We start from the raw sequence: 23,860 nt of genomic DNA on the forward strand, positions 1-23,860 counted from the left end.
CAGCCTTTTTCTTGTTATTTCTTCTCTTCCAAATCATCTCGTACACTTTTACTCCACATTTTCACCCCGGAGTTGTAGGCAGCGCGACTAATTAAATGACCGGCGACCGGAGCGGTAATGAAGAAAAAGGCGATCCCGAGTAAGAGCCGGGAGCTGAACAAGCCATCCTTGGCAAGAAAATAAAAAAATGTCGCCAAAAGAATGCACATGACACCGAGCGTAGCGCTTTTAGAGGCCGCATGGTTGCGCGTATATACGTCTGGAAAACGGATCACACCGAATGCTGCAACGAGACTGAAAAACGCGCCTGTGAGCAAAAGAAATGCGATGAACACGTCACTGATCACGGTCATATTCGATAATCTCTCCTTTCTCCAAAAACTTCGCATATGCTACAGTTCCGATAAAGGCCAAAATACCAATGAGCAAAATAACATCTAAAAAGTTGCTTGTATTAAGGATCATAGAAAGGACAGCAGCGATTGATACGAGAATGACACCCATGGCATCCAGGGCGACGATGCGGTCGGGCGTCGTCGGTCCTTTGACGAGCCGGTAAATAAATCCAAGCATGGCGATAGCCAACAGGACAAGCGTTATTTTTAAGACGATATCCATCATCCGCGGCTCACCTCCATAATGGCTTTTTCAAATGAATTTTTAATGCTGTCAATGGCTTCTGACACCTCGCCAATATCAATCGCATGAATATACAGTGTTTTATTGTCATCCGATACATCAATGACGAGTGTACCAGGTGTTAATGTAATTAAGCTGGACAGCAACGTTATTTCCCAGTCTGATTTCAATTCGGTTTCCATCGCAAAAATACCGGGCCGCATCGTAAGTTTTGGACGGAGTACGAGCTTTAATACATCTATATTTGCTTTTATCAATTCAATTAAAAACAAGAAAAACAGATAGGCAACTGCCCAGACACGATGTATGTAAAATCGGTTTTTAAAAAAACGGCGCATACCGAACATAACGAGCAGCCCAAGTAAATAGCCAATAATGAATGTTCGTGCACTGAATGATACTTGCAAAAACATCCAAAGAAACGCTAAAAATACATTTAATAAAATTTGAAATGCCATACCATCTACTCCTTTAACACGGCGTCGATGTAGATTTCCGGATGGATGAGTGTGTCAACAGCCTGCATCACATAAGGATATACTGCTTCTGTTCCAACGCCGTACAAAACAGACAGTAAGACGAGTGCCGCGGCTGGCATGAACAATGAGCCTGTCCGCTTTTTCACATCAGGCAATGGGATTTCAGGTGTTTTCCAGAAAGCCTCCATAAACAGATTTACAACAGAATACAGGACGGCTAAACTCGACAGCAAGACGACAATTGCCCCCACATATTCACCTTCTGAAAAGCCGGAGCGAACGATTAATAACTTACCGGTGAATCCGGATAATGGGGGAATACCGGCCAGTGCGAACGAAGCAAGTAAAAAGGTCCAGCCAAGTGCTGGATACTGACGGATCAGCCCGCCCATTTTCGTTAAATTGGAAGTGCCGGCGAGATAAATAATGATTCCGCCGAGCAGGAAGAGCGCTGCTTTAATGATCATATCATGAATGAGATAAAAAACGGTTCCTGCAATAGATTCTTCGGTCATCGTGGCAATGCCGAACAACAGTACGCCAACAGCAATGACAATGTTATAAATTAAAATTTGTTTCACATCGCGGTACGCGAGAGCACCTATGACACCAGCCACAATCGTCAAGAGCGCAAGAAGCGATAATAAGTCATGAGTAAACGGCTGGTCGTGATAAAAGAACAGCGTATACGTGCGCAAAATCGCGTAAATTCCGACTTTTGTCAAAAGAGACCCGAACAAAGCGAGAATAGGTGCCGGCGGTGCAGCGTAAGAACCAGGCAGCCAAAAATAGAGTGGGAAAATAGCTCCTTTTAAGCCAAAAACGATTAAAAACAAAACAGCGAGCACCGTAATGATCGGCTCCGTACTAATCTCGGAAATACGCGCTGAAATGTGGGCCATATTTAGTGAACCGGTGACAGAATATAAAAATCCGACGGCAATAACAAAAATGGCCGATGAAATGACATTTACAAGAATGTATTTAATCGATTCACGCAGCTGTATTTTGGTGCCCCCAATGACGATTAATACATAGGACGACATGAGCATAATTTCAAAGAATACAAACAAGTTGAAAATATCACCTGTCGTAAAGGAGCCATTCACACCGAGCAGCAAAAACTGAACGATGGGATAGTAGTAAAACCGTTCACGTCCGTTTCCAATTGAATGGAATGAGTAGAGAACGACACATAACGTAATAATCGATGCTGTTAAGACAAGTAAAATGCTCAGCATGTCCGATACGAGTGTAATACCGAACGGTGCCGGCCAGCTGCCCATATCGACCGTTTGAATGCCATCCGTTTTTACTTTTGCCATTAGGATCAGTGCCGACACGACTGTCGAAGCAGAAGCAATAACGGACACGACCCGCTGAGCAAGAATACTTTTTGAGACAAACAGCAAGACAATCGCAGCCATAAGAGGGATAAGAATCGGCAAAACCGGTAAATTAATCATCAGCTTCTGTTCCTTTCAATTGCTCCATATTGTCTGTGCCAAGCTCTTGATAGGCGCGATAGGCAATAACAAGGAACAGTGCTGTGACGCCAAAACTGATGACGATTGCGGTTAAAATAAGCGCCTGCGGAATCGGATCCACGTACGAGGCAGCATGTTCACCGAGAACAGGTGCTGCGCCTGTTTTTAATCCGCCCATCGTCAGCAGCATTAAATGCGTGCCGTGGCTGAGTAGCCCGGTACCAACAATAATTCGGAGCAAGCTTTTCGAAAGCATTAAATAGACAGCCGCTGCAAATAGCAGACCGGCGATGATACACATTAAAATTTCCATTATTCACTCTCTCCAATCGTTTGAATAATGGTCATGGTTACACCAATGACAACAAGGTACACACCAAGGTCAAACAGCATCGCGGTGTGCAGGGATGTGATTCCAAAAATCGGCAGCCAAACATCACCGTATACATGGGTGAAAAAAGGAACATTAAATATCAATGATCCGGCGGCTGTACTAGCTGAAAACAATAAGCCGAGACTAATGAGCCATTTATAATCAGCAAGAAAGCCTTTTTTAACGGTTTTCATATCAAACGCCAGCATTAATAAGACGATTGCACCTGAAGTGAGCAGCCCGCCGACAAATCCGCCGCCAGGGTAATAGTGCCCGGCGAAGAAAAGGTGAACAGCAAAAAAGATAATCATAAAGAAAACGACTTTGGCGACGGTTTGAAAGATGACATCATTCGTTTTCATTTTGCTCGCCGCCTTTCTCCATACGCAATTTAATTAACCCGTAAATACCGAGTGCCGCAACAGATAGCACTGAAATTTCAAACAAGGTATCAAAGCCACGGAAGTCAACGAGAATGACATTGACCATATTTTCGCCGCCGGCTTTTGTATACGTGTTTTCAATGTAATATTCATTGATTGACGGAAATAGTTTTGTGCTGTGTGCTGAAATTCCGATCAGCGCCACGATGAGGCCCACACCAGCAGCAATGACCGCATTGCCAATTTGGAAACGTCTTTTTTCATCATGAAGGGATAGTTTTGGTAAATGGTAAAAGCAAAGTAAGAATAACGCTGTCGAAACCGTTTCAATGACGAGTTGTGTTAATGCAAGATCCGGCGCCCGGAAAATAATGAAGAAAAGCGAGACAATATACCCGACTGCACCGAGTGAAATAATTGATGTAAGACGTGATTTGGCTATTAAAATAGTAGCTGTTGCGATCAATAGGACAATCAGTAGTCCGACTTCATAAAAGCCAATTGGTGCTGTGCTGGATGAATCAAAACGGAATGCATCTTTCACCCACAAGGTAAAACCAAGAATAGCAATGAAAAAGGCAAAAATATAAACGAGATAGCTGCGAATAAATCCCGTCATGTATGATTTTGTCACCGAGTGTGATCCTCGCTCTGCTGCATACAAACTAGCGTTATACAATTTATTGAGTGTGACTTTTCCCGGGAAATAGTCGTACAATCCGATCCATTTCGGCAAAAATTTGTACAAGATAATCCCAATGACGACAACACCGATGGTCATCATTAATTCTGTTGTCATTCCATGCCAGAATGAAATATGTACGTCGAGTTGGCTGCCGTTTGGAATAATGGATGGCACGATGGCAGCGGCGGCTGGCTGAATTAAGCTGTACGACAGCAAGTTCGGGAATAACCCGAAAAGAATGACCAGCGCTGCAAGTACAATAGGTGAAATTAACATTCCAACCGGTGCTTCATGCGGCTGTTTCTCCAGTTTTTCCGGCTGAAATTTCCCACCGAATACCTTAAAGACAATAATCATGCTGTAAATGAAGGTGAAGACACTGCCAATCCATGCAAGAACAGGGAATAGAAGTCCCCACGTATCAAGATTGAATAGATTCAGTTCAGTCAGCTGAACCATCGATAAAAGAAACATTTCTTTACTTAGAAACCCGTTAAATGGCGGCAGGCCGGCCATTGAAAAGGCACCGATCACAGATAAAGTAAACGTAATCGGCATTAAACTCATTAATCCGCCAAGACGCCGAATATCACGTGTCCCTGTTTCATGATCAATAATACCCGTTACCATAAACAAACTGCCTTTGAAGGTCGCATGATTAATTAAATGAAACACAGCTGCAATAACGGCTGCTGTATATATATTATCATCAAGCGAGTCAAAGTGAAGCGCTGCCGAACCGGCACCGAGCAGCGACATAATTAAGCCAAGCTGACTGACCGTTGAGAACGCAAGAATCCCTTTTAGATCCGTTTGTTTCACGGCATTGAAGGATGCCCACACCATTGTGAACAACCCAATGGTCCCAACAATCCAGAACCAGTAGCTAGAAAAAGCAAAAATAGGGCTGAAGCGGGCGACAAGATAAATCCCTGCTTTTACCATTGTTGCCGAATGCAAGTACGCACTGACAGGGGTAGGCGCTTCCATTGCATCAGGCAGCCAAATGTAAAAAGGAAACTGTGCCGACTTTGTAAACGCACCAAGTAAAATAAGGATCATTGCCAGCAAAAAGAGCGGATGATTATTTAATTGAGGTGCCTGTGCAGCAAGCTCCCGTACACTAAATGTATCACCCATGAGCGAGAGAACGAGAAAACCGCCGAGCATCATCAATCCGCCAAAAACCGTAATGAGCATTGATTTTAATGCGCCATAACGGGAACGATCGCGGTCAAACCAGTATGCGATTAAGAGGAAGGATGAAATGGACGTCAATTCCCAAAACATATACAGCGTAATGACATTGTCTGATAACACAACGCCGAGCATTGCCCCCATAAACATAAGCAAATATACATAAAAATGCTGTAAGCTTTCTTTTGTCTTAGACAAATAGTAAATAGAGTACAGCACGACGAGTGCCCCGATTCCTGTAATCAGAAGAACAAACAGTAAGCTAAGGCCATCCACATACGCCGTGAAATCAATACCGAGCGATGGAATCCAGGCAACGGTTTGCGTGACGGAATCATTCTTCATTGTGACAGGAAGATATTGAAGAAAAGAAACAAAGAGAACGACCGGCAAGATCAAAACGAACCAGCCCGTATGTATAGTAGCTGCTTTTTTTCGTACGAAAGGAACGAATGCGGCCATAATAAAAGGAGCGAGTATGGCCCAGTGAAGCGAAGACAATAAAATCCCTCCTAAAGTATAGTATATGTTTAAAAGTATAGCGTAAAAAAATGATTGTGCATATCTTAATTCAGGGTAAGGTTGAAAACGTAATCATTTATAATAAATATGAAGAGAAGCGTAATTTTCATCAATTAAAAAATTTGGAAATGGCTAGAAACAGAGCAAATTTTGTTAGAAATTGTGCTTATTATCCAAAAAACATCGAAAATTGCTTGTCATCGTAACCACCCTCTTGCATAATGAAGAGTGACTGACTGTGACAGGGGAGAATCAATTTAATGAAAAACACATATTTAACCGGCTATATGCCGCTGCTTGCTATTTTACTTTTTAGCTTGTCAATCGCTATGTATGGACAGGCTCTCGTGGTTGAAGTGCTTCAAAAAGCGAACTTATACAGCGGAATGCTCGATTTCTTTACAAAAACAGAAATGAATCTTGTCGTAATCGGCGGGCTTATGCTTGTATTCACAATGATATTCGCTACGCTTAAGCTGCTGGCGAATACGGCGAATGAACTCGCCCTTTTATTTTTTTCAAAGGATACAGAAGGCGAATTGATGAAAAAAACACGGTTTGGTGCTGTTATTTTTTTCATTGGCGGGCTTGTCTCTCTCATTAGCTTTTCGTCTGCTGTCGGTATTCTGATTATTTTCCTTGTAACGGCAATGACGTACATCGTTTATTTCGTTTACAAATTAAGCCCACACATTACGACACCGCAAATGATCGGGATTATCGTTTTTGAAGCACTGTTCTGGATGTTCTTCGGACTGTTGCTCGCTTTAATTATCATGAAATTATACAATGGCATCTTAGCTTCTCTTCCATTGTAAAAAGAAAGGTCTCTGGAATTTTCCAGAGACCTTTCTTTTTACGAGTGTAATGAGAGGCAAATTTGAAATTGGGTAAATAAGGCGGCAATCAATGATTTATCCGGTTTAATCATTCCTTTTTCTGTCACAATGCCTGTGATCAAGTCAGCGACAGGTTGATCCTTCCGAATATATTTACAATTGGATAAATAGTATATATATTAATGACTAAAATTGAAAGAACAATCTAAGTAGGTGTATAAATGACCCATTTTGATCAATCAGTATTATTAAATAAGCTGCCGAAACAGTTTTTTGCGGCGTTGACGAAGAAAGCGGCACAGTATGTAAACGCAGGCTGCGACATCATTAATCTCGGACAAGGAAACCCGGATCAGCCCACGCCTCAGCATATAGTTGAATCGCTAAAGAGCGCTGCAGACCGCCCTGATTTCCATAAATATCCGCCGTTTCAAGGCCAGCTATTTTTAAAAGAAGCTGCCGCTGAATTTTACAAGCGGGAATATAACGTAGACCTGGATCCGGAAATCGAAGTGGCTATTTTATTTGGCGGTAAAGCGGGACTTGTCGAAATACCGATGTGTTTATTAAATGAAGGTGACTACATGCTTGTGCCGGACCCGGGTTACCCGGATTACTGGTCAGGGGCAGCAATGGCCGGCGCAAAGATGGATTACATGGCGCTGACAGCCCAAAATCTTTTTTTGCCGGAATATGGAAAGTTGAGCCGTGAACAGCTGGAGCGTGCAAAGCTTTTGTTATTGAATTATCCGAACAACCCGACCGGTGCTCAAGCAAATCGGGCCTTTTTTGATGAAACAGTTGATCTTGCCAGGGAGCATCACATATGTGTCGTGCACGATTTCGCTTATGGTGGTGTTGGTTTTGACGGCGTTAAGCCACCGAGCTTTTTACAAGCAAAGGGGGCAAAAGAGATCGGTGTAGAAGTATATACATTATCCAAAACATATAACATGGCTGGCTGGCGTGTTGGCTTTGTGGCGGGAAATAAAAGCGTGATTTCAGCGATTAATTTATTGCAGGACCACATGTATGTGAGCTTATTCAGCGCTATACAAAAAGCAGCAGCGGATGCATTAACCGGTTCGCAAGACTGCGTACGCGAGCTTTCGAATATGTACGAAAGCCGACGGAATGTGTTCATTCAGGCGTGTAGGGAAATCGGCTGGGATGTCACCATGCCAGCGGGATCTTTTTTCGCGTGGCTCCCAGTGCCGGTACCCTATACATCGGTTGAATTTGCCGATCTCCTTTTGGAAAAAGCCCATGTAGTCACGGCACCGGGAATTGGATTTGGAATTTATGGAGAAGGCTATGTGAGGGTTGGGTTATTGACGGATGAGAACAGGCTGTTAGAAGCTGTTGAACGGATCGGAAAGCTGGAGCTATTTGTTGACAAAACGGGGAAAAAGTGACACAATCCAAGCAAACTAGTTGGCATTCAGAATGGAGAACGAGTGATGAGTGAAGTGATCGCAACGTACCGGCTGTTTGATAAAGGTGGTCAATTTGAAAAAAGAGCAGAAGGTATCGCACTCGGTTTGACAATTGGTTCATGGACGGACTTGCCTCACCTTGAGCAGAGGAGCAGTTAAAGAAGCATAAAGGGCGAGTCATATCGATCAAAGAAACCGGATGTGAAACAGCAGAAGGACGAGAAGCGTATCTTGCGGCAAACTTCAGCACCGATTTACCAGCTATTTTAGTGCCGGTATTTGGTGAATTTTCATTAGATGGAGTCATCCAGTTAATGGATCTTGATTTTTCACGTGATTTGGCAAGATGGTTTCCTGGGCCGAAGTTTGGGGTAAATGGTATTCGTGAATTAACAGGTGCCTATGATCATCCACTCGTGATGAGCATTTTTAAAGGCGTCATAGGCCGTGACCTTTCCTACATGGAAAGACAACTGAAAGCGCAGCTTGATGGCGGTGTTGATATTATTAAAGACGATGAAATTTTATTTGAGAATAAACTGACACTCTTTGAAGAGAGATTAAAGCTTGGCAAACAGGCCATCGCTGAAAGCGGTAAAAAAGCGTTGTATGCAGTAAATTTGACTGGACGTAAATGCGACTTAAAAGAAAAGGCGCGCCGCGGTATTGAACTCGGTGCAAACGCCTATTTATTTAACGTATTCGCATACGGATTGGATGTATTGCAGAAACTTGCGGAAGACCGTGACATTCCGGTGCCGATTATGGCACATCCAGCTATATCCTGGCGTATTCATATTTGCACCCCATCACGGCATTTCGACAGAATTGATGCTTGGTAAGCTTGTTCGTATGGCAGGGGCTGATTTTCACTTTGTTACCTGAAAATGCCTTTGCATGTAAAAGTATATGGCGACAAGGGTGGAGTGACGTTTACTGGATAGGAAATGATTAAAGCCCTCGGTATATGCGAATAGCATACACAGGTTCCGGTGCCCATTATTCCAAACAATGCAGACATACCAAAGCTTGCTGAAGAGTTTGACAAGTAAGTATCAGCTGATGCCGGTGCCGTATTAATTCGCAATCATGGCATTACGGTTTGGGGACGTGATGCATTTGAAGTAAAAAAAAATTTAGAAGCGTGTGAATTTTTATTTGCGGGGCATATTAAATTACTTATTCTGAAAGGAGGATGAAAAAATGGCTTCTATTTATTTTCAAGAAACAGGTGAACGTGTAGCGGATCAAAATGCGGTCAATGCTTTTTTGACAGGGCAGGAAGTCATTTATGAAAAATGGGATATTACGAAGCTTCCTGAAAACTTGCGCGAAAATTATTCGTTAACAGATGAAGAAAAGCAGCAAGTGCTAGATGTATTCAAGACGGAACTTGATGATATTTCTGAACGTCGCGGCTATCAGGCGCGAGATGTTATTTCCTTATCAGACAGCACCCCAAACCTTGATGAACTATTGAAGAAGTTTGAAAACATTCACATTTATACAGATGATGAAGTGCGTTTTATTGTGAGTGGACATGGCATTTTCGCCATTCAAGCGAAAGATGGCCAATTTTTCAATGTGGAACTTGAGCCGGGCGATTTAATTTCAGTACCGGTCAACACACGTCATTACTTTACATTGATGGAAGATCGTCAAGTAGTAGCCATCCGTGTTTTCGTTACGCCAGAAGGCTTGGTGCCCATTTACGATGACGAGCAAGCACAAACAAAAGCATAAAAAGAACCGGAGCAGCTGCTCCGGTTCTTTTTATTTATCTCATGATTCGTTTCCAGATCTGCTGGTGCGGCCCGTAAGATTCCAGGTAGTGGATGTTTTCAGGGGTGTCTTTTCCGACCCAGACAGATGCTGTATAGCCTTCTGTCAAACCGGCAAACCAGAGATCGCGAACGTTGTTTGTTGTGCCTGTTTTTCCGCCAATATAAGATGTTGCAAAATTAGCTTTTCTTCCGGTTCCGTTTTTTACAACGCTTGTCAGCATATCGCGCATTTTATACGTTGTTGCTTTCGACCATATTTTAACCGGCTCCTCTTTCCACATATAAAGAGTATTGCCATGCAAGTCCGTTACTCGTTTAATTGCACGTGGTTTTGTGAACGTGCCATCGACAAATGATGTGTAGGCACCAGCCATTTCCAACGTCGTAAACCCGTCAACACCGCCAAGCGAAGCAGAAGGATGGTGATCTTCCACCGTAATACGGTTAAAGTCAAATTTATCAACATAAGAAAATGACCGTTCAATGCCGGTCCGCATGTAAAGGCGAATCGCAGCTGTATTATATGACTTTGTCAATGCTTCTTTCAGTGTCACCATTCCATATTCTTGCTTGCTGTAGTTATTCGGACAATAGCCCTGATAGCAATATTTGTCCGCTGAAACGAGATCATTCACACCGGCACCGAATGTTTCTATATACGGAGCGAAGTCGAGCAGCGGTTTAATTACTGAACCTGGCTGACGGTACCCTTGGTGTGCCCGGTTAAATTGCGTCACATCAAAGTCTTTCCCGCCGGACAACGCGACAATGTCACGCGACTGATTTCCAATGACAGCAGCAGAACCTTGCACAGATGAACCGGCGAGTACGTTATTTACCGCACTGACCGTTTTTTCTTGCATAGCAGGATCAAGTGCCGTATGAATAATGACACCTGAGGCCAGCACTTCTGCTACGCGTACGCTCAATTTTTCTTGAATCGCCTTGCGCGCATCACCTTCTGCGTTAATCAGCTGTTGGTCAAATCCTTCTGCTTTCGCGATTAAATCTGTGAATTCATCCCTCACATATGTGGAGTAGTCGGGATATTTATGGAGACGACTGCGTACATTCAATGTAATTTTTTCATTTTTAATTTGTTCGGCTTCATTTGCTGTAATAAATTCTTCCCGCGCCATAATGTCAATAAGGCGTTCTTGACGCGTTTTTGTATTATCAAAGCGTTCCACTGGGTCATAGAGTGATGGATTGTTTGGAATTGCTGCAATAAAGGCCATTTGTGCTTTTGATAGCTTGTCCACCGGTTTTTGGAAATAATACTGTGCCGCGGCTTCCACACCGTATACATTGTGATTGAAGTAAATAACATTTAAATACAAATTCAAAATGTCATCTTTCTCAAGCTTTTTCTCAATTTGATACGAGTAAAGCACTTCAGATATTTTCCGGGCCAATGTCCGGTCTTGCGTTAAATAAAGGTTACGGGCTACTTGCTGGGTAATCGTGCTTGCACCTTGCTCGATTTCATCTGACTGGGAATTAACTAAGAACGCCCGCATGACAGCCGCTGCGTCAATACCGGAATGTTCATAAAAATGTTTGTCTTCCGATTGTAAGAACAATTCCTTTAAAAAGGCAGGAATTTTTTCACTGTCAACAACAACTCGATTTGGTTGATGAAGCTCGACATACGTGTTGCCATTCGTATCTTTTATCTTGCTTGCCTGCGGCAAATCAACTTCTTTAATAATGATTTTTTCTTCTACATAATCATCAAAATTTTGCACTTTACCTGCTTCGGCATCGGCGTAATAAAACGTCATAACGGATGCGGGGATAAGCAAAATAATGAGGACATACCCAAAAACCGTTCTCATTCACTAACCGCCTTTTTTGAGGTTTGACTTTTCTATCTTATGTATATAATCATAAAGGAAAAAAAGATGGAAATAAAGGGTTGTTTTTCACATGAATGAGCTATTCGAACGAAATATTGTACATAAGTTCGTACTCTTTTTTTACTAATTGAAGTGCTTGTAAGCTGCGAACTGTAAATGCATCATCCTTCGCGATAAGCCGATTTTCAAGTTTCATGACAGCAGCTTGAAGCGAATCTTTATAATTTTCCGCTTCACCGTTAAATGGGTGAACAGCTGACTCGGGGATATTAGCCTGTTCGTTAAGAGCAAGTGCTTTCCGCTCATGAAAGAACGAGACGTCTGCCGTATTTGGGTAATGCAGGTCTCCTTGCGCAGGGTGCCGCAGCACAGATGATATTTTGATCGTATAGCCGCCAGGGCGAATTGCTGTAACTGTTCCTGTATATTTGCCGGATTTATAATGGGCTGTTACTGAATCACCAATATTCAATAAAATCTCCTCCTTCAAAATTCATTCAAGATTCATTGTATCAATTTTCGTTATTTAAAGGAAATGACACAATCACGATGTTGGATTTATGCTGTTCTCCTGCTATAATATACGGGTACGACAGAATGGAGGCATGCAGTATGCTGACTAATTTGATGCTTGGTTTTGGCAACTTTTTATACTTTCCTGAAGATAAATCTGAGTATATCCCAGCCGCCATTTCAATGGGTGTATTTGTTTTAATGGCTTTCGCTGCCTTTTACTATATTAAACGGGTGTCGGAAAAGGAAGAACAAAAAACAAAACAATTGGAAGAGCAGATTAGTAAGATAAACAAACAAAATAAAGGATAAATGAAAGAAGACATTCCGCGATCTGCGGGAGAGGTTCGCGAACTCCCTCTATAAAAAACTAAGGGAAAAACCGGCATGTGACGGTTTTTTTCTATTGTCTTCGCGAGCTTTTTCTTCTTTTTTATACGACTAGAAAGAAGGAACATAAAGATGCTAAAAGATGAAAAAGCTGTGGTCGTATTTAGCGGCGGCCAAGACAGTACAACATGTTTATTCTGGGCAAAACAAACATTTAAAGAAGTGCTGGCAGTGACATTTGACTATGGACAGCGTCACGATGCAGAAATTGACGTGGCAAAAGAAATCGCTGCTCATTTTAATGTCCCGCATCACATATTAAATATGGGCCTATTAAATCAGCTGGCACCGAATGCGTTGACACGCACAGACATTGCGATTGAAGAAAGAGATGGAAAGCTGCCGTCCACATTTGTGGAAGGGCGCAACTTGCTGTTCTTATCGTTTGCTGCCATTCTTGGCAAACAGCATGATGCCCGCCATATTGTGACGGGCGTCTGCGAAACAGATTTCAGCGGGTATCCAGACTGTCGCGATTCGTTTATAAAATCATTGAATGTGACGCTTAATTTATCGATGGATCATGAATTTGTCATTCATACACCACTTATGTGGCTCGATAAAAAAGAAACATGGGCGCTGGCCGATCAGCTTGGTGCATTTGAATACGTACGTGACAATACACTAACGTGCTATAACGGTGTAAAGGGCTCAGGCTGCGGTGAATGCCCTGCCTGCAAGCTGCGTCAAAATGGACTCGATCAATACCTTAAACAAAAAGGGGGAAACGTGTCATGATGCAGCAAATTTATCCGGCACCGGCACATGATTTCCGCTATGAATTAAATAAAGACTTTCAATTTGCTGCGGCGCATTACGTACCGCATGACGAAGCGGGAGCATGCCGGAAGTTACATGGACACACCTATTTTGCCAATATTACGGTCGCTGGTGATGAGCTAAACGAATCTGGCTTTTTGACCAACTTTCAACTGATTAAGTCGCTTATTCATAAGCGCTTTGACCATACTGTATTAAATGACGATACGTTATTTTCTGAAGACGTATCGGAGCGCTTTCCGACAACAGAAGTCGTCGCACGCGTCATTTGGGAAGTTATCCAAAAAGAGCTTAATGAAACACCGAATAAACCGAAATGCCTGCAAGTCTATTTGCGTGAAACGCCGACAAGCTATGTAGTTTACCGCCCGAAACAAGGAGATTTCTTATGATTCCTGTACTTGAAATTTTTGGCCCGACTGTGCAGGGGGAAGGGGCTGTGATTGGACGGAAAACGATGTTTGTACGAACGGCAGGCTGTGATTACCGCTGTTCCTGGTGCGATTCAGCTTTTACATGGGACGGCAGTGCGAAAGACGATATTCGTAAAATGACTCCTGAAGACATTTATGAAGAGCTGCTGACCATTGGCGGCGACACATTTGATCATGTGACGATTTCCGGAGGCAATCCCGCTCTTTTGCCCCACATTGCGGGCTTGCTCGATTTGTTTAAAGAAAAAGGGATTGTGTCGGCGCTTGAAACGCAAGGATCTAAATTCCAGCCTTGGTTTCGTGACATCGACGAGCTGACCGTCTCACCGAAGCCGCCAAGTTCTGGAATGGACACGGACTTTGATAAGCTAAGGGATATTATTAAACGAACAGCTGGACAACAAGTTAGTTTAAAGGTCGTTGTCTTTAATGAAGAAGACTTAGCCTATGCAAAGAAAGTGCACCATATATTTCCTGGTATTCCCTTTTACATTCAAGTAGGGAATGATCGCCTTGACGAAGTAGATGATGAAAAACTGCTTGTCTACTTGGCAGAACGTTATGAATGGCTTATTAACCTTGTTATGCCGGATCCCGAATTCAAACGGGTTCGTGTTCTTCCCCAGCTTCATACATTTGTATGGGGAAACAAAAAAGGCGTGTAATGCAAATACCCCGTCTGCACAATGCAGACGGGGTATTTGGGAGGGAGTAGCTTTATTTTATAGAGTCCACTGCTTTTTTCATTCTTTCTACGCCGTCTTGTACGAGCGACCGCGGGCAAGCAACATTTACCCGCATAAACCCTTCGCCGCCAGGCCCATATTTTGCGCCATTTCCAAGGGCAACGCCGCTGTCTAAAAATAAGGCGAGCAGTTCTTTGTCTGAAAGGCCAAGTTTTCGGCAGTCGATCCAAACGAGGTAGCTGCCTTCTGGCTCCATGACGGTAAGTTCAGGGATTTCCGCTTCTATATACTCCTTTACAAGGCGGTTGTTTTTTTGAATGTAGTCAATTGCTTCATCCAGCCAATCGTGACCGTAACGGTAGGCTGCCTCCATTGCGGCAATCCCAAGTCGATTTAACGTAAATGCCCCTTGGCGCGCAAATACTTTTTGCATTTTCATCCGTACTGCTTTATCTGGAATGATGAGAGCAGACGCTTGCAGCCCTGCCAAGTTAAAGGTTTTGGACGGCGCGATTAACGTGACTGTAAACGCTGAATACTCTTCAGCTAAAGAACTGATGGGCACATGTTTATGAGGTGCTCGAGTTAAATCGGAGTGGATTTCATCGGATACGATGTATACATTGTGCTTTTGACAAATGTCTGCAAGCCGCGTTAGTTCCTCCTTTGTCCAAACCCGGCCTCCAGGATTATGGGGCGAACATAAGACAAACATTTTCGCTTTTTCTGAAATGATTTTTTCTTCAATATCGGCAAAATTCATTTCATAATGATTATCTTGAAGGAAGAGTTCACTGTGCACGAGTTTTCGATCATTTTTTTCGACCATATCGAAAAAAGGATTGTAAACAGGGGGCTGTACAATGACCGCGTCACCTGGCTTTGTCAATGCTTCTATAGCAGCAGCAATGGATGGTACGACACCGTGATTAAACAGCAGCCATTCTTTTTGAATATTCCAGTTATGGCGAACATGCATCCATGTGACAATAGATTCACGCGTAGAGTCTGGCACAAGCGTATATCCATAAATGCCGTGAGCAGCTTCTTTTTGGATCGCTTCAATTACAGCATCCGGTGCTTTAAAGTCCATATCGGCTACCCACATTGGAAGCACATCTTCTTTTCCAAACACCGCTTTTAATTCATCCCACTTTACAGCATTCGTTCCACGGCGCTCGATGACTTCATCAAATCTTGACATCAAATCCACTCTCCTTGACAATAAAGTTACTCCCATTATGTTAATGGAAAATGAAAGGTGATACAAATGAACGAAACTGCCCAACTTAATTTTGCACTAGCCGACGTGTTAAATGGCTTCGATCCATTCAACGCTGGCGCAGGCTTTTACGATACGGAAATTGCGGATGTTATTTACGCCGTCCACCGTTTGGATGAAATCAACGAACTCGCTGCAGCCATTCGATCTATTTATGAGCATTCTTTTGATGCACCGATGCCAGGTGGAAATCCACTACAGCTTGCGGAGCAACTGCTTATAATTAAAAACAATGCCTCTTGCTATTTGTGAGAAATCACAAAAATAATCGATTTTTTTATTAAAATGCACAAAGCTGGGTGATTTTGATATAATAAAACACGTAGTTTTTTACATACTTGAGGAGGCTCATTAATATGAACCTAAATGATAAAGAAATAGAAATCCTTGAAATACTGCAAAAAGATGCACGCTTTGAAGCGGTTGACATTGCAAAAATGACTGGGCTTACCGAAGCGGAAGCGGGAAAAATCATCCGCTGTCTTGAAGAAGAAAAAATCATTGTTCATTACGCGACGCTTGTGGATTGGGCCAAAATGGATAATTACACTGGTGTAACGGCAATGATCGATGTGAAAGTAACACCGAAGCGCGGCGTCGGCTTTAATGAAGTGGCAGAAAGAATTTACCGCTTTGATGAAGTCAGTTCTGTTTATTTAATGTCTGGCGCGTACGATTTATCGGTGACCGTTGAGGGGAAATCGATGAATGAAATTGCCCGTTTTGTTTCTGAAAAATTATCGACACTTGATTCTGTTATATCGACAACTACTCATTTCCAATTGAAAAAATATAAGCATGACGGCATCATTTACACATCAAACGATCAAGATCATCGAATTGTGGTGTCACCGTGATGACGATGACGAAAAATTACATTGCCAAATCAGTTGAAAATATGCGTCCATCTGGTATCCGGAAGTTTTTCGATCTGGCTGCGACGATGGAAGGTGTTGTTTCCCTTGGTGTTGGGGAACCGGACTTTGTTACATCATGGTCGATTCGCGAAGCGGCTATTTCATCATTAGAACGAGGATTCACATCTTATACAGCGAATGCAGGATTAATTGAATTGCGTCGTGAAATTGCCCATTATATGAGCAGCCGTTTTCATGTAAACTATTCGCCGCAGGATGAAATCATTGTCACAAACGGTGCCAGTCAAGCACTCGATATTGCGATTCGCGCGATTACTGACCCGGGCGATGAAATTATTGTGGTAGAACCATGTTTTGTTTCTTATGCACCGCTCGTAGAACTTGCTGGCGGGAAAGCCGTTACGATCGGTACAACCGGCGAAACAGGGTTTAAATTGCAGCCGGAACAGCTTGAAGCGGTCATTACAACGGAAACGAAAGCGATTCTCCTTTGTTATCCGAACAATCCAACCGGAACACAGCTGGATAAAACAGATTTACAGCTTATAGCGGATATTGTGAAAAAACATGATTTGCTCGTAATTGCGGATGAAATTTATGCGGAACTTGCCTATGATCAAGATCATACATCGATTGCTACACTGGATGGCATGCGTGAACGAACCATTTTAATTAATGGGTTTTCAAAAGGATTCGCGATGACAGGCTGGCGTCTTGGCTTTACATGTGCGCCTGAAGAAATTTCAGGCGCAATGCTGAAAATTCATCAATATGCGATGATGTGTGCATCAACACCGGCGCAATATGCTGCAGTTGAAGCATTGCAGCATGGCATGGCTGATGTTGAAAGCATGAAAAAGGATTATCGCCGCCGTCGTAATTATCTTGTCCAATCATTAAATGAAATAGGGCTGGACTGTCATTTACCAGGTGGTGCATTTTACGTTTTTCCGTCGATTCAGTCAACAGGACTTACATCTGAGCAATTTGCTGAGCAGCTGCTGCTTGAACAAAAGGTAGCTGTCGTACCAGGTTCTGTTTTTGGCAAAGGGGGGGAAGGTTACATTCGTTGTTCGTACGCTTCATCTATGTCTCAATTACAGGAAGCAATCAAACGAATCGGCCTTTTTATTGAAAAAAGAAACATGCCTGAAGTTGCGTTGAAAAAATGAATGAAAGAAAAGCAAAAAAGGAAGAGCGAAATTTTCGCTCTTCCTTTTTTATGTAGTAAATACATGGTTTTACTGCTTTTTTATAGGGAAAACGAGTCATTAATATTAAGTCATATGAAAGTGTGGTATAATATCGCGACGCATAAAACAAGAAAACAATTAAAACTGGAGAGATTTGATGGAACAAAAATTTGAACCTGGACAAATTATCACTGGAAAAATCACCGGTATACAGCCATACGGTGCTTTTGTTGCGCTTGAACATGGCCGCCAGGGACTTGTTCACATATCAGAAATTACCCACGGGTTTGTACGGGACATTAACGATTATTTAACAGTCGGTGAGGATGTAACGGTCAAAGTGCTTTCGGTTAACGAAGACGAAAGTAAAATCAGTTTGTCCATTCGCGCGACAGAAGAAGGCGGCCGGCGTCAGCGTCGGGGCATACGCATTGATGACGATGGAGACGGCTTTCATCCGTTGAAAGATAAGCTGCAGGAGTGGATTGAACAGTCGGTCAGAGAAGAGCGGAAAAAAGGTTGATTATAAGGGTTGCGAACGGGCTGTTTGCCACGTACAATGGAGGCGGAACTGATTAAGTATTAATAAAAATGATACTAAAAGAGGCGAATATAAATGGCTGAAAATCTAAACTTGTTCACATCAACTCAGCAAGTTATTAAAGAAGCATTAACAAAACTAGGTTACACAGAAGAAATGTACGAACTTCTTAAAGAACCGCTCCGTATGTTAACGGTACGTATTCCGGTTAAGATGGATGATGGCTCCGTTAAAATTTTTACAGGCTACCGTGCCCAACATAACGATGCACCGGGACCAACAAAAGGCGGTGTCCGTTTCCATCCTGAAGTAAATGAAGAAGAAGTGAAAGCATTATCAATGTGGATGACGTTAAAAGCAGGTATTGTTAATTTGCCGTATGGGGGCGGGAAAGGCGGAGTGGTGTGTGATCCGCGACAGCTTTCTATGCGTGAAATTGAAAACATCAGCCGTGGGTACGTGCGGGCAATTAGTCAGATTGTGGGCCCGACAAAAGATATTCCAGCGCCGGATGTATATACAAATTCACAAATTATGGCATGGATGATGGATGAATACAGCCGCATCCGTGAATTTGACTCCCCAGGCTTCATCACGGGAAAACCAATCGCGCTTGGCGGTTCGCACGGACGTGAAAAAGCGACGGCACAAGGCGTAACTATCTGTATCCATGAAGCCGCAAAAAAACGGGGCATTGATATTCAAGGTGCTCGTGTCGTCGTGCAGGGCTTTGGCAACGCAGGCAGTTACTTAGCAAAATTCATGCATGATGCAGGGGCGAAAGTAGTTGGGATTTCTGATGCATATGGCGGCCTTTATGATCCGGATGGATTGGATATCGATTACTTACTGGATCGCCGCGACAGTTTTGGCACAATTACGACATTATTTGACAATACGATTACGAACCAGCAGCTACTTGAGCTTGATTGTGATATACTCGTTCCGGCAGCAATTTCCAATCAAATTACCGAGAAAAATGCGTATAACATTCAAGCGTCTATTATCGTTGAAGCAGCAAATGGCCCAACATCACTCGAAGCAACACGAATTTTAACAGAACGCGGCGTATTGCTTGTGCCGGACGTACTTGCAAGCGCTGGCGGTGTAACCGTTTCTTATTTTGAATGGGTGCAAAACAACCAAGGATACTACTGGACAGAAGAAGAAGTGAACCAAAAACTCCAAGAAAACTTAATTCAAGCATTCAATAATATTTACGAAGTATCACAGACACGCGGCGTCGATATGCGCCTGTCCGCTTATATGGTCGGCGTTCGCCGTGCAGCGGAAGCTTCGAAATTTAGAGGATGGGTGTAAACCGGCTGAATTCCAGCCGGTTTTTTGAATGGAGTTTAATTATTTGAAACGTCACCATCTATTGCACATAATAAAAAGAAGAATCTGTTGTAGAACATTGTTGATTTTTGTTTCATCGAGCTAGGGCAGTCTTCTAGGCTAAGACGAAATAACAGAGTTGAAAAGAAAAGGAGTGAGAGGGAAATGAATGAATTTGTCTACTGGAATCCAGTAAAGTGGATTTTTGGCAAAGACACAGTCAATCAACTGAGAAATAACATTGCTTCTTATGGTGAAAATATACTGCTCGTATACGGCGGTGGAAGCATAAAAAAAAGCGGTTTGTACGAAAAGGTTTTAAAAGAATTGCAGGGCTTTAATATAACAGAACTATCGGGAGTAGAACCGAATCCGCGCCTGACAACAGTCAAACGCGGGGCAGAACTGTGCAGAGAAAATAATGTCGGCTTTATTTTAGCGGTTGGCGGCGGCAGTGTTATCGACTGTGCAAAAGCGATTGCAGCGGCAGCGAAATTTGATGGTGAGCCGTGGGATTTCGTGACAAGAAAAGCGTCAGTTGAAAAGGCTATTCCATTAGGCACAATTTTAACATTGGCAGCAACGGGATCTGAAATGAATTCAGGATCGGTTATTACGAACTGGGAGACGAATGAAAAGCTTGGATGGGGAAGTGCTCACGTGTTCCCGAAATTTTCAATATGCGATCCGTTTTGGACGACGACAGTTCCGCGTGATCAGACGACATATGGCATTGTTGACATGATGGCACATATGCTTGAGCAGTACTTCCATCATGCTGATCAAACCGATATACAGGATCGGATGATTGAAGGGACGCTTAAAACAATTGTCGAATTAAGTCCGAAATTGATGAATGATCTGCAAAATGAAAAATTGCGTGAAACGATTATGTTCGCAGGCACGATCGGTTTAAACGGGATGCTGCAAATGGGGTACAAGGGCGACTGGGCCACACATAATATTGAACATGCCGTTTCTGCTGTATATGATATTCCGCATGGGGGCGGTTTGGCGATTTTATTCCCGAATTGGATGAAATACACAATTGACGAGAAGCCGGAACGTTTTAAACAGTTGGCTATTGGTGTATTCGAGATTGATCCGGCGGGAAAGACAGACAGAGAAGTAGGAATGGAAGGCATTGAAGCGCTGCGCCATTTTTGGACAGCCATTCAAGCACCTGTCCGTCTCTCAGATTATGATATTGATGACAGCCGCATAGATGAAATAGCAGAAAAAACACTTTTTAACGGACCGTTCGGTCATTTTAAGCGCTTGGATCGCAATGATGTGAAAGCTATTTTACGTGCATCTCTTTAGCCGGGCAAAAATAAGCCCGGTTTTTTCGGTTTTTTTTTCTTGCGAAACCGTGTGCAGTCGTATACAGTAAAGTGGAAAATACAGTTAGACGGAGGTTTTTGAGGATGACGCACATTCAATTTGATTATTCAAATGCCCTTTCGTTTTTCGGCGAACATGAAATCGCATATTTACGCGACGCCGTAAAAGTGGCGCACCATTCCCTTCATGAAAAAACAGGACAGGGACACGATTACTTAGGCTGGATTGATTTGCCTGAAGATTATGACAAAGGAGAATTTGTCCGTATTCAGAAAGCAGCGGAAAAAATCCGTCAAGATTCTGACGTGCTCGTTGTCATTGGAATCGGCGGTTCCTATCTTGGCACTCGTGCGGCCATTGATATGCTAAATCATAGCTTCTACAACGTCGTATCATCTGAAAAACGTAACGGTCCACAAGTTGTTTTTGCCGGCAATAATATCAGCTCTACATATATGAGTGACTTGATTGACTTACTTGATGGGAAAAATTGGTCTATTAATGTGATTTCAAAGTCGGGTACAACGACAGAACCAGCGTTAGCTTTCCGTATGTACCGTGATTTGCTTGAAAAACAATACGGAAAAGAAGAAGCGAAAAACCGTATTTATGCAACGACAGACCGTGCAAGAGGCGCATTAAAAACGGTTGCAGACGAAGAGGGTTATGAAACATTTGTTATTCCAGATGACGTTGGCGGCCGCTATTCCGTATTAACAGCTGTAGGCTTACTTCCAATTGCCGCAACGGGATTGAATATTGAAGCAATGATGCAAGGTGCTCGAGATGCACGTACAGCATACAGTTCATCTGAACTTGAGGAAAACGGAGCATATCAATATGCAGCAGTTCGGAACATCCTCTATAACAAAGGCAAAACAATTGAAATGCTTATTAACTATGAACCAGGCCTTCAATATTTTTCTGAATGGTGGAAACAATTATTTGGCGAAAGTGAAGGGAAAGATGGTAAAGGTATTTTCCCATCATCCGCCAACTTTTCAACAGACCTTCATTCACTTGGTCAATACGTGCAGGAAGGACGCCGTGACTTATTTGAAACAGTCATCCGCGTTGAAAACTCGCGTAAGTCATTAGTTGTTGAAAAAGCAGAAAATGATCTAGACGGTTTGAACTATTTAGCTGGTCAAAAGGTTGATTTTGTCAACAACAAGGCGTTTGAAGGAGCGCTTTTTGCTCATACAGATGGAGGCGTTCCGAACTTGACTGTGTCTATTCCAGCGATGGATGAATACACGTTTGGTTATCTAGTCTACTTCTTTGAAAAAGCATGTGCCATTAGCGGTTATCTGCTTGGTGTCAATCCGTTTGATCAGCCGGGCGTAGAGGAGTATAAAGTGAATATGTTTGCTCTTCTCGGTAAACCAGGTTATGAAGAAAGAAAAGTAGAATTAGAAAAGAGACTCCGCGGGGAATAATCCCTCGGAGTTTTTTTACGAAAAGAGTTGCAAGTCTTAGTGAATTTATTGTAGTATAAGCTAGGTACATAAAAGGGGCATTAGCTCAGCTGGGAGAGCGCTTGCATGGCATGCAAGAGGTCAGCGGTTCGATCCCGCTATGCTCCATCATAAATGAAAAACCTCCTTTCCTGATTATATAGGAAAGGAGGTTTTTCATGAACCTTCGATGTCGACATGTTGGACATCTGGAATTTCGAAAATGGTATAGTATACTTCCGTTGTCTTCCTTTTAAAATAAACGCCAGCTGTGAGCTCCACCAGATGAACATGATTTTCTTCATCGTATCGAATATGAAGACGCTTCACACTAATATCTTCGTGCTCAATCGCATTTATAATCGTCTGTACGTTAAGGTGACTCGTTGTCATAATCTTGATGAATAATAATTTTTCTTGCAGACGCTGGGGACCAAAAAACCGAATGAGGCCTGGTAAAATTCCAACCGCTGCTAAAAGCATAATAACACCGGTAATCGCAGCGGAATAAAAACCAGCGCCGACAACAATACCTATACCTGCTGCGCCCCAAATCATTGCAGCGGTTGTTAAACCAGAAATGCTGTCATTCGCCCGGTGTAAAATAACACCTGCACCAAGAAAGCCGATACCTGATACAATTTGGGCAGCTAGCCGGAGTGGATCCATCGTAATATTAACATCACTGCTGTGGGGATAGCGGTAGACGGATTCAACAGAGACGATTGTTAGGAGGCAGCTGACAATGGAAATGACAAGACTTGTTTTTAATCCGACAGGCTTTTGTTTTAGTTCACGTTCCAATCCGATAATCGCTCCAAGTGCTGAAGAGAGCCCGAGTTTTACAAGCAGCTGAATATCTATGATCCATTCCATGAGGGGACACCTTCTTTTTATAAGTTTTATTCCATTTAAACATAAAAGATGATGAATGAACTGCTAATTATATGGAGAAAGTTTATTTTTGTGGTTTTTTAAAAAAGATTTTAAAAAAAGACTTGCTTTTAATTGAAAGAACATGATATATTATTTCTTGTCCGCTAGAGATGCGGCGATAAAAACTTTTGACAATCGGCAAACGTCATGTTAAATTAGTAAAACGGCGTTACCGAAATTGAACATTGAAAACTGAACAAAATCAATAAAAAACGTCAACGTTTTAGTTTTAAACTTATCTGGCAGATGCTCGTCATCTGCAGATAAACAAATGAGCAAGTCAAACACTTTTTGGAGAGTTTGATCCTGGCTCAGGACGAACGCTGGCGGCGTGCCTAATACATGCAAGTCGAGCGGACTTGACAGAGCTTGCTCTGTTCAAGTTAGCGGCGGACGGGTGAGTAA

General features: G+C 42.7%; 25 protein-coding genes, 1 tRNA gene, 1 rRNA gene, 2 pseudogenes and 1 riboswitch. Of the genes and pseudogenes, 18 read left to right on the forward strand and 11 right to left on the reverse strand.

The annotated features are described in order from the left end of the window. Nucleotides 1-14: 14 nt before the first annotated feature. Genes mnhG through ACZYRN_RS08500 form a run of 7 tightly spaced genes read right to left on the reverse strand, consistent with a single transcriptional unit; the run spans nucleotide 15 to nucleotide 5,744 of the window. Nucleotides 15-353, reverse strand: a complete 339-nt coding sequence (gene mnhG / locus ACZYRN_RS08470; protein ID WP_488911086.1) for a monovalent cation/H(+) antiporter subunit G — start codon at nucleotides 351-353, stop codon at nucleotides 15-17. Beyond that, nucleotides 337-621 carry a Na(+)/H(+) antiporter subunit F1 gene (locus tag ACZYRN_RS08475; protein WP_488911087.1) on the reverse strand — a complete coding sequence of 95 codons (285 nt, stop codon included), beginning with the start codon at nucleotides 619-621 and terminating at the stop codon, nucleotides 337-339. Before ACZYRN_RS08475 ends, mnhG begins: the two co-directional genes overlap by 17 nt. After that, a complete protein-coding gene (locus ACZYRN_RS08480; protein WP_488911088.1) occupies nucleotides 618-1,097 on the reverse strand; it encodes a Na+/H+ antiporter subunit E in 480 nt (159 codons plus the stop codon). The genes ACZYRN_RS08475 and ACZYRN_RS08480 overlap by 4 nt, the downstream gene beginning before the upstream one ends. A 5-nt stretch (nucleotides 1,098-1,102) precedes the next feature. Next, nucleotides 1,103-2,584: a Na+/H+ antiporter subunit D gene (locus tag ACZYRN_RS08485; protein ID WP_488911089.1), complete on the reverse strand. Its 1,482-nt coding sequence runs from the start codon at nucleotides 2,582-2,584 to the stop codon at nucleotides 1,103-1,105. After that, complete coding sequence (locus ACZYRN_RS08490) at nucleotides 2,577-2,918, reverse strand: Na(+)/H(+) antiporter subunit C (RefSeq protein WP_488911090.1); 342 nt, start codon at nucleotides 2,916-2,918, stop codon at nucleotides 2,577-2,579. Before ACZYRN_RS08490 ends, ACZYRN_RS08485 begins: the two co-directional genes overlap by 8 nt. Beyond that, complete coding sequence (locus ACZYRN_RS08495; RefSeq protein WP_488911091.1) at nucleotides 2,918-3,340, reverse strand: Na(+)/H(+) antiporter subunit B; 423 nt, start codon at nucleotides 3,338-3,340, stop codon at nucleotides 2,918-2,920. The genes ACZYRN_RS08490 and ACZYRN_RS08495 overlap by 1 nt, the downstream gene beginning before the upstream one ends. Continuing rightward, nucleotides 3,327-5,744: a Na+/H+ antiporter subunit A gene (locus ACZYRN_RS08500; RefSeq protein WP_488911092.1), complete on the reverse strand. Its 2,418-nt coding sequence runs from the start codon at nucleotides 5,742-5,744 to the stop codon at nucleotides 3,327-3,329. Before ACZYRN_RS08500 ends, ACZYRN_RS08495 begins: the two co-directional genes overlap by 14 nt. A gap of 281 nt (nucleotides 5,745-6,025) precedes the next feature. On the opposite strand from ACZYRN_RS08500, the gene ACZYRN_RS08505 reads away from it, so the two are divergent. The 5 genes and pseudogenes from ACZYRN_RS08505 (at nucleotide 6,026) to ACZYRN_RS08525 (ending at nucleotide 9,783) form a co-directional block, all read left to right on the forward strand. Further along, nucleotides 6,026-6,583, forward strand: a complete 558-nt coding sequence (locus ACZYRN_RS08505; protein ID WP_488911093.1) for a DUF5366 family protein — start codon at nucleotides 6,026-6,028, stop codon at nucleotides 6,581-6,583. A 242-nt stretch (nucleotides 6,584-6,825) separates the two neighbouring features. Beyond that, a complete protein-coding gene (locus ACZYRN_RS08510) occupies nucleotides 6,826-8,019 on the forward strand; it encodes a pyridoxal phosphate-dependent aminotransferase (protein ID WP_488911094.1) in 1,194 nt (397 codons plus the stop codon). Between the two features lie 45 nt (nucleotides 8,020-8,064). Next, nucleotides 8,065-8,910 (forward strand): annotated as a pseudogene (locus ACZYRN_RS08515) (RuBisCO large subunit C-terminal-like domain-containing protein); the annotation flags it as partial. Nucleotides 8,911-8,984: 74 nt separating this feature from the next. Next, nucleotides 8,985-9,239, forward strand: a pseudogene (locus ACZYRN_RS08520) (class II aldolase/adducin family protein); the annotation flags it as partial. A gap of 4 nt (nucleotides 9,240-9,243) precedes the next feature. Continuing rightward, nucleotides 9,244-9,783: an acireductone dioxygenase gene (locus ACZYRN_RS08525; protein ID WP_488911095.1), complete on the forward strand. Its 540-nt coding sequence runs from the start codon at nucleotides 9,244-9,246 to the stop codon at nucleotides 9,781-9,783. A 34-nt stretch (nucleotides 9,784-9,817) separates the two neighbouring features. Here ACZYRN_RS08525 and ACZYRN_RS08530 read toward each other — a convergent pair whose 3' ends face one another. Both ACZYRN_RS08530 and kapB read right to left on the reverse strand, forming a co-directional pair. After that, nucleotides 9,818-11,662 carry a transglycosylase domain-containing protein gene (locus ACZYRN_RS08530; protein ID WP_488911096.1) on the reverse strand — a complete coding sequence of 615 codons (1,845 nt, stop codon included), beginning with the start codon at nucleotides 11,660-11,662 and terminating at the stop codon, nucleotides 9,818-9,820. A gap of 100 nt (nucleotides 11,663-11,762) precedes the next feature. Then, nucleotides 11,763-12,155, reverse strand: coding sequence for a kinase-associated lipoprotein KapB (gene kapB / locus ACZYRN_RS08535; RefSeq protein ID WP_488911097.1), 393 nt, complete (start codon nucleotides 12,153-12,155; stop codon nucleotides 11,763-11,765). Nucleotides 12,156-12,295: 140 nt separating this feature from the next. On the opposite strand from kapB, the gene ACZYRN_RS08540 reads away from it, so the two are divergent. From ACZYRN_RS08540 to queE, 4 genes are all read left to right on the forward strand, one after another. Beyond that, entirely contained in the window at nucleotides 12,296-12,508 is a 213-nt protein-coding gene (locus tag ACZYRN_RS08540) for a hypothetical protein (RefSeq protein ID WP_488911098.1), read from the forward strand. 24 nt (nucleotides 12,509-12,532) lie between these two features. Then, nucleotides 12,533-12,576: riboswitch (PreQ1 riboswitch) on the forward strand. 82 nt (nucleotides 12,577-12,658) lie between these two features. Beyond that, entirely contained in the window at nucleotides 12,659-13,324 is a 666-nt protein-coding gene (gene queC / locus ACZYRN_RS08545) for a 7-cyano-7-deazaguanine synthase QueC (RefSeq protein ID WP_488911099.1), read from the forward strand. Then, on the forward strand, nucleotides 13,321-13,758 hold the full coding sequence (locus ACZYRN_RS08550; RefSeq protein WP_488911100.1) for a 6-pyruvoyl trahydropterin synthase family protein: 438 nt from the start codon (nucleotides 13,321-13,323) through the stop codon (nucleotides 13,756-13,758). The genes queC and ACZYRN_RS08550 overlap by 4 nt, the downstream gene beginning before the upstream one ends. Further along, entirely contained in the window at nucleotides 13,755-14,465 is a 711-nt protein-coding gene (queE, locus tag ACZYRN_RS08555) for a 7-carboxy-7-deazaguanine synthase QueE (protein ID WP_488911101.1), read from the forward strand. Before ACZYRN_RS08550 ends, queE begins: the two co-directional genes overlap by 4 nt. A gap of 52 nt (nucleotides 14,466-14,517) precedes the next feature. Here the strand turns inward: queE and ACZYRN_RS08560 are convergent, their stop codons facing one another. Then, on the reverse strand, nucleotides 14,518-15,690 hold the full coding sequence (locus ACZYRN_RS08560) for a MalY/PatB family protein (RefSeq protein WP_488911102.1): 1,173 nt from the start codon (nucleotides 15,688-15,690) through the stop codon (nucleotides 14,518-14,520). Nucleotides 15,691-15,756: 66 nt separating this feature from the next. Between ACZYRN_RS08560 and ACZYRN_RS08565 the strand changes: the two genes are divergently transcribed. From ACZYRN_RS08565 to ACZYRN_RS08600, 8 genes are all read left to right on the forward strand, one after another. Next, nucleotides 15,757-16,020, forward strand: coding sequence for a DUF1871 family protein (locus ACZYRN_RS08565; protein WP_488911103.1), 264 nt, complete (start codon nucleotides 15,757-15,759; stop codon nucleotides 16,018-16,020). A gap of 104 nt (nucleotides 16,021-16,124) precedes the next feature. Next, nucleotides 16,125-16,625: an Lrp/AsnC family transcriptional regulator gene (locus ACZYRN_RS08570; RefSeq protein ID WP_488911104.1), complete on the forward strand. Its 501-nt coding sequence runs from the start codon at nucleotides 16,125-16,127 to the stop codon at nucleotides 16,623-16,625. Continuing rightward, nucleotides 16,625-17,818: an aminotransferase gene (locus ACZYRN_RS08575; RefSeq protein ID WP_488911105.1), complete on the forward strand. Its 1,194-nt coding sequence runs from the start codon at nucleotides 16,625-16,627 to the stop codon at nucleotides 17,816-17,818. Before ACZYRN_RS08570 ends, ACZYRN_RS08575 begins: the two co-directional genes overlap by 1 nt. A gap of 178 nt (nucleotides 17,819-17,996) precedes the next feature. Continuing rightward, a complete protein-coding gene (gene yugI / locus ACZYRN_RS08580) occupies nucleotides 17,997-18,362 on the forward strand; it encodes a S1 domain-containing post-transcriptional regulator GSP13 (RefSeq protein ID WP_488911106.1) in 366 nt (121 codons plus the stop codon). Between the two features lie 93 nt (nucleotides 18,363-18,455). Further along, nucleotides 18,456-19,700 (forward strand): Glu/Leu/Phe/Val family dehydrogenase, encoded by a 1,245-nt coding sequence (locus ACZYRN_RS08585; protein WP_488911107.1) that lies wholly within the window; start codon nucleotides 18,456-18,458, stop codon nucleotides 19,698-19,700. A 183-nt stretch (nucleotides 19,701-19,883) separates the two neighbouring features. Next, the gene (locus ACZYRN_RS08590) at nucleotides 19,884-21,041 is read left to right on the forward strand and encodes an iron-containing alcohol dehydrogenase (RefSeq protein ID WP_488911108.1); all 1,158 of its coding nucleotides are present in this window, start codon (nucleotides 19,884-19,886) and stop codon (nucleotides 21,039-21,041) included. 104 nt (nucleotides 21,042-21,145) lie between these two features. After that, a complete protein-coding gene (locus tag ACZYRN_RS08595; RefSeq protein WP_488911109.1) occupies nucleotides 21,146-22,501 on the forward strand; it encodes a glucose-6-phosphate isomerase in 1,356 nt (451 codons plus the stop codon). A 74-nt stretch (nucleotides 22,502-22,575) separates the two neighbouring features. Next, nucleotides 22,576-22,648: transfer RNA gene (locus ACZYRN_RS08600), tRNA-Ala, on the forward strand. A 48-nt stretch (nucleotides 22,649-22,696) separates the two neighbouring features. On the opposite strand, the gene ACZYRN_RS08605 is transcribed toward ACZYRN_RS08600, so the two are convergent. Beyond that, complete coding sequence (locus tag ACZYRN_RS08605; RefSeq protein ID WP_488911110.1) at nucleotides 22,697-23,395, reverse strand: MgtC/SapB family protein; 699 nt, start codon at nucleotides 23,393-23,395, stop codon at nucleotides 22,697-22,699. 348 nt (nucleotides 23,396-23,743) lie between these two features. Between ACZYRN_RS08605 and ACZYRN_RS08610 the strand changes: the two genes are divergently transcribed. Beyond that, nucleotides 23,744-23,860 (forward strand): 16S ribosomal RNA (locus ACZYRN_RS08610); the annotation flags it as partial.

This window comes from Domibacillus sp. F004, from assembly GCF_057814295.1.